7 protein-coding genes and 2 pseudogenes are annotated in these 5,022 nt (G+C 69.4%); 2 read left to right on the forward strand and 7 right to left on the reverse strand.

Annotation, left to right across the window (positions count from 1 at the left end; all coding sequences use genetic code 11):
• Window positions 1-454: ERAP1-like C-terminal domain-containing protein (locus AC2VNT_RS00300; RefSeq protein WP_486944961.1), on the forward strand; the 454-nt coding region annotated here is incomplete at its 5' end.
• Window positions 455-487: 33 nt separating this feature from the next.
• Here the strand turns inward: AC2VNT_RS00300 and AC2VNT_RS00305 are convergent.
• The 4 genes from AC2VNT_RS00305 to AC2VNT_RS00320 form a co-directional block, all read right to left on the reverse strand.
• Window positions 488-1,315 carry a hypothetical protein gene (locus AC2VNT_RS00305; protein ID WP_486944962.1) on the reverse strand — a complete coding sequence of 276 codons (828 nt, stop codon included), beginning with the start codon at window positions 1,313-1,315 and terminating at the stop codon, window positions 488-490.
• Window positions 1,316-1,328: 13 nt separating this feature from the next.
• Window positions 1,329-1,796, reverse strand: a complete 468-nt coding sequence (locus AC2VNT_RS00310; protein WP_486944963.1) for a DUF5130 domain-containing protein — start codon at window positions 1,794-1,796, stop codon at window positions 1,329-1,331.
• Window positions 1,783-2,010: an aa3-type cytochrome oxidase subunit CtaJ gene (gene ctaJ, locus AC2VNT_RS00315; RefSeq protein ID WP_486944966.1), complete on the reverse strand. Its 228-nt coding sequence runs from the start codon at window positions 2,008-2,010 to the stop codon at window positions 1,783-1,785. The genes AC2VNT_RS00310 and ctaJ overlap by 14 nt, the downstream gene beginning before the upstream one ends.
• Window positions 2,011-2,091: 81 nt before the next feature.
• Window positions 2,092-2,727, reverse strand: a complete 636-nt coding sequence (locus tag AC2VNT_RS00320) for an HNH endonuclease (RefSeq protein ID WP_486944964.1) — start codon at window positions 2,725-2,727, stop codon at window positions 2,092-2,094.
• A 100-nt stretch (window positions 2,728-2,827) separates the two neighbouring features.
• Between AC2VNT_RS00320 and AC2VNT_RS00325 the strand changes: the two genes are divergently transcribed.
• Complete coding sequence (locus tag AC2VNT_RS00325; RefSeq protein ID WP_486944967.1) at window positions 2,828-3,238, forward strand: globin; 411 nt, start codon at window positions 2,828-2,830, stop codon at window positions 3,236-3,238.
• Between the two features lie 144 nt (window positions 3,239-3,382).
• On the opposite strand, the gene AC2VNT_RS00330 is transcribed toward AC2VNT_RS00325, so the two are convergent.
• The 3 genes and pseudogenes from AC2VNT_RS00330 to AC2VNT_RS00340 all read right to left on the reverse strand — a co-directional run.
• Entirely contained in the window at window positions 3,383-3,688 is a 306-nt protein-coding gene (locus AC2VNT_RS00330) for a hypothetical protein (protein WP_486944965.1), read from the reverse strand.
• A gap of 363 nt (window positions 3,689-4,051) precedes the next feature.
• Window positions 4,052-4,769, reverse strand: a pseudogene (locus AC2VNT_RS00335) (class I SAM-dependent methyltransferase); the annotation flags it as partial.
• A 6-nt stretch (window positions 4,770-4,775) separates the two neighbouring features.
• Window positions 4,776-5,022: pseudogene (locus AC2VNT_RS00340) on the reverse strand (hypothetical protein); the annotation flags it as partial.

Below are 5,022 nucleotides of genomic sequence, written 5' to 3' on the forward strand. Positions count from 1 at the left end.
CACCCCGTTCATCGACGCCGAGCTGCGCCGCGATCGGACCGCAGCCGGCAAGCGCAACGCGGCCCAGGCGGCGGCGGCCCGCCCGCAGGCCGGGGTCAAGCAGCGGGCCTGGCAGCAGGTGGTCACCGACGACACGCTGGCCAACATCACCGGGCGGTCGATCATCGCCGGGATCGTCCAGCCCGGCCAGGCCGAACTGCTCGCACCGTTCACCGTGCGCTACTTCGCCGACATTCCCCAGGTGTGGCAGCGCCGGTCCAGTGAGGTCGCCCAGACCGTCGTCGTCGGCCTGTACCCGGGCTGGGAGATCAGCCAGGCCGGCGTGGAAGCCGCCGACGCGTTTCTGGCCGACCCGGAGGTGCCGCCGGCCCTGCGCCGGCTGGTGCTGGAGGGCCGGGCCGGGGTGGAGCGGTCACTGACGGCACGTGCGTTCGACGCCGGCGGGGCCGACTAATCCGCCCCGCCTATCCCCGGCTGCCCCGATTGCTCATCGATACCCGCCGTCACGCAGCCCGGCGTCGACCTCGAACCTGTTGAGCCCGCCGAAGATCCGCACCCGCGCCTCCTCGGCGAGATAGCCCGCGCCCATCCGCACCGGCCCGAGTCTGGCCCACTGTTGGGCGTGGCGTTCCTCGTGGTGCAGCAACCGGTCCAGGTCGCGATCCGGAGTCCCGACCAACCGGCCACGGTGGTCGAACCAGGCGTGCCCGGAGCGAATGATCCGGCGGACCAGCCCGGCGGGATCGGCCGAGCCGCCGCTGTTCACCAGGAACAGGTCGCCGTAGGCGGTGCCGCCCCGCTGGCTGAACCAGCCGTGTATCCGGTTGCCGGCGACGCCCATCAGCATGCCGTTGGGGGTGGTGACCAGGCTTCCGCCGGCGCTGCAGACTTGCAGCGCGGCGGCGTAGCTCCAGCCGTTGGCCCGCTGCCGGTCGGCGATCCGCCGCGCTTCGTCCACCGAATAGGTCGGCTCGGGGAAGTCCCCCGTGCGGTAGCCGGTGTCGGCGTTGAGCAGATAGGTCGCCATCACCGCCGCACACAGCTCGGCTCGGCCGATGCCCGGTGTGACCAGGAAGAACGATTTGCCGTCGGGGTCGACGATCTCCGTCATCCGGTCCAAGACGGCGAAGCCGGCCGGGGTGAGCGCGTGTTGCCGGGCGACGGCGACGACGACCTGCGGGGCGATTCGTCGCCGTTCGGCGTTCGCCAGCCACGTCGGGACATACCCGTCCGGGGCCGCATCGACCAACAGACCGGAAGCACGCAGCGCGGCTTCATATTCGCCGCCGCACTCGCCCACCAGTGCCAGCTTCACCGGTGTCGGCCGGCTACGCCGGAGCGATGCCCGCGCTGATCACCCGGACGGCGCTGACCAGCCCGTCGATCAGGTTGCCCTCGGTGAACGCCGCCGCGGCGGCCGCCACGCCCAGCGGCGCCGCCGATTCGGCGCCCCGGCCGCGCACCCCGGCGCCGTAGACCACCTCGATCGCCCGCTGATCCGGTGAGACCGCGACCAGCACCGCGTCGTTGGGGGTCGGCACCTTACCCAGGATCTCCCGGGCCCGTGCGGCCGGGTCGTCGCCCAGCTCACCGATGTAGGTGGCGAACCGGGCACCGGCGGCGCGCGACCCGTCGGTCAGCGCGTCGTCGAGGGCCACCAGGTCCTTGATCGGGAACGGGTAGTGCACCGACACGTCGCCGGGTTCGGTCACCCCGGAGAGCCGTCCGCTGGTGGTGACCACCCAGCCGACCGGCAGCTCTTCGGGCGCAATCGCCGCAATCTCACCAGTTACCACTGGCGCCACCTCCCACGCTGAATTCGGAAGCGCCGTGACCGTGTGGGTCGCCGATCGCCTCGTCGGTCGCCGCCCACAGGATCGGCGGATGAGTCCAGGCTTCGGAGAGCTGATAGGTCGCCGGATGCACGGCCTTGCGGGACGACCAGATCCGCACCGCCAGGAACGCGACCAGCAACACCGGAATGCCCACGAAGTACAGCAGGTAATTGATCAGGCTCACGAGGCAAACCGTATCCCACCACCGGCCGGCCAGTGCAGCCACACGGGAAAACACCCGTTCCCGCCGAGCGGATCAGGCGGCTCCCTCACCGAGGTAGCGCATCCACACCGGGTCCAACTCGGTGATCGCCGCCAGCAGCCGCCAGTGCCGGCCTCTCGGCGACGTCGGCACCCGGCCCAACGACCAGCCCAGTTCGGTCAGCAACCGGTCCGCCTTGCGGTGGTTGCACGGCGAGCAGGCCGCAACGCAGTTCTCCCAGGAGTGGTCACCGCCCCGGCTGCGCGGCACCACATGGTCGACGGTGTCGGCCCTGGCGCCGCAGTACGCGCAGCAGAACCGGTCCCGGTGCATCAACGCGGTGCGGGTCAGCGGAGCCCGGGCACGGTAGGGAACCCGGACGAACGACCGCAGCCGGATCACCGACGGCACCGCGACCGACCGGGTTGCCGAGTGGATGACCGCCCCGGCCGGGTCGTCGTGCACCACGTCGGCCTTGCCGCAGATCAGCATGACGACGGCGCGGCGCATCGGCAGCGCGGTGAGCGGCTCGTAGGTGGAGTTGAGCAGCAGCACCCGGCGCCGGTTCCATGCCGAGCCGCCGACGGGAGGCGCGGCGACGCTGTGCAGGCGCGAACCGGTTGCAAGCCCGGTCAGGCTTGCCGCAGCGCCCGAACTGCGGTGGCTGCGGCGTTTTTTGCGCTGCGCCATGGATCCTCTGATTCTCCCGGGGAACAGTTCACCATGATTCGCCGGTGCCCGCACGAAAATTTGCTGGGTGTTCACCGACCGGCGTCGGCGATGCCGCACAATGGAGCCGATGGATCCGGGGCCGCAGCAGTCGTCGTTTTACGACGCCGTCGGCGGCGCCGAGACGTTCCACCGGATCGTGGCGCACTTCTACCGATTGGTCGCCGCCGACGACATCCTGCGTCCGCTCTACCCCGAGGACGACATGGCCGGCGCCGAACGGCGGCTGCGGATGTTCCTGGAGCAGTACTGGGGCGGGCCGCGCAGCTACTCCGAGGATCGCGGCCATCCCCGGCTGCGAATGCGCCACGTCCCGTTCCCGATCGGCCCCGCGCAGCGCGACGCCTGGCTGCGCTGCATGCGGATCGCGGTCGCCGCCGTCGACGCCGACACCCTCGACGCCGAGCACCGTGCCGAGCTGCTCGGCTACCTGGACGAGACCGCCGACGCGCTGATGAACGAGCCGCGCTGATGACGATCGGCGCGCAGCCGCCCAACAACTGGGTGTCGATGTTCGGGGGCTGGCCTGGTCCCGGGTCACCGAGCCCGCACGGCAGCCCGGGCCAGTGGTGCGGTGGGTTCGCAGCGATGCCAACGGTACGGCGGGCGCCTGCTGCTAGGTCCAGGACGCATCGAGGTACCAGCATCCCCGCTGGTCGCGGTGCAGGTCGTAGCGTACGGCCCGGTCGGCGGTGATCCGATCAGCCCACTCGCCACCGCGATGGGTGCTCAAGGAGGCTGGCGTGGCAATCGTTAGCCGGGTTCTGTGTTCGGCGACCAGACCGCCGGGCACTTTGATGGAGAACGCACCCTCGCCGGTGACGCGGACGGTCTCATTGCCGAAGCGTTTCCCAGACTCGCCATCCGCGGTGAGGAAGATGCGCTCGTCAGTCCAGCGTCGCTCCCACTCGGTAAGGGACATCCGAGCTTCGGCCAGGTTCTGGCGGTTGCGCCATAACCGGCCGCCACCCACGACGATGCGCGGCCGGCCGCATCACGTGCCCGGGTTTGCGCCAGGCGGGTTTCGAGACGGACCCGCTTCGCGTGGCGCCGGGTTGCGGTAGCTGTTAGAGCGGCGAACGCCGCGCCTGGCAGCTGTCACCGCTCAGCTGGATGTCAACCCTGTGGACCTGCTGTGCCGGATGCGCCGGTGGCACCCTGAGCGCCGGTGTCGCCGGCCGTTCCCGCGGCCCCGTCGTAACCGCTGCCCTTGCCCTCTACCGATCCCTGCCCGCCTGTACCGGCGTGGCCACCATCGCCACCGGCACCGCCGTCACCACCGTTCCACCAGGTCCAGACAGCCATCGACGTCGTAGCTTTGTTGACGGCCATGTAAGAAGGTGTCGACCAGCCCGGCATCGGAGCGCAGGTCACCGGCGATCTTCAGATAACCCCCGCACCGGATGATCCTCCGGCAACGCCGCGAACGTCTCCCGCACCACCTGCACCGATGCGGCGTCTTGGCGCAGCTCCAGCTCCCGGAACACCGACTCGAGCATCTCCACCCCGACCCGGCCGTACTTGGCGTACAACATGATCGCAGCCACCCCGTCCGGCCGCAGCACACCAGCGATCGCAGCCATACCGGACCTCGGCTCCGCCATGTGGTGCAACACCCCGGTGGAGACCACCAAGTCGAAGTCGCTGCCCAGCGAGGCCAACTCCTCGATCGGCAACAACTGCAGCTCCAGGTTCCACAGCCCGTGCTTTTCCTTAAGGTACTGCTGATGATCCAGCGACGCCTGACTGACGTCGACGGCCACCACCCGCGCGTCCGGGTTGGTGTGAGCTAACACCGCAGCCTGGTTGGTGCCGCATCCAGCGATCAGGATGTCCAGATCTGGCCGGTACTCACGATCCGGCCACAAGATACGGTGCGCATGGCTCGGGTCGAACCACTCCCAGTTGTTCCTCAACCACATCGTCAGGTCATCGATCGGCGGCGGGTAGGTCCACCGCTCATACTGCCGGGAGACGACATCGGCGCGTGGGTTCTCAGTCATTCCGTATCACTGACAGAGGTTCTTCACGGCGTCACTCTGGATCAGAAGCTGATCCCGCAACGGCCCCTGCACCGGTCCATCGGGGGCCGCGCCGGTGAGGTAATTGATACCCAGCTGCTGCAAGGTGTCTGCGTACTCACTGACAGCCTTCTTGAGATCCTTCGGGGCCTTGGACTCGGCCCGCAGCCGGTCGTGCAGAAAACCGCCACCGCCATACAGCGCCAGCCGCGCGTTGACCGCCACCGCCAACTGT

The sequence above is a fragment of the Mycobacterium sp. TH-M15 genome, assembly GCF_057473705.1.

Bases quoted from the DNA above. Each gene is read 5' to 3' on its own strand.
- AC2VNT_RS00330 (WP_486944965.1), bottom strand. From the start codon at position 3,688: ATGTCCCTTACCGAGTGGGAGCGACGCTGGACTGACGAGCGCATCTTC.
- AC2VNT_RS00325 (WP_486944967.1), top strand. From the start codon at position 2,828: ATGGAGCCGATGGATCCGGGGCCGCAGCAGTCGTCGTTTTACGACGCC.
- AC2VNT_RS00320 (WP_486944964.1), bottom strand. From the start codon at position 2,727: ATGGCGCAGCGCAAAAAACGCCGCAGCCACCGCAGTTCGGGCGCTGCG.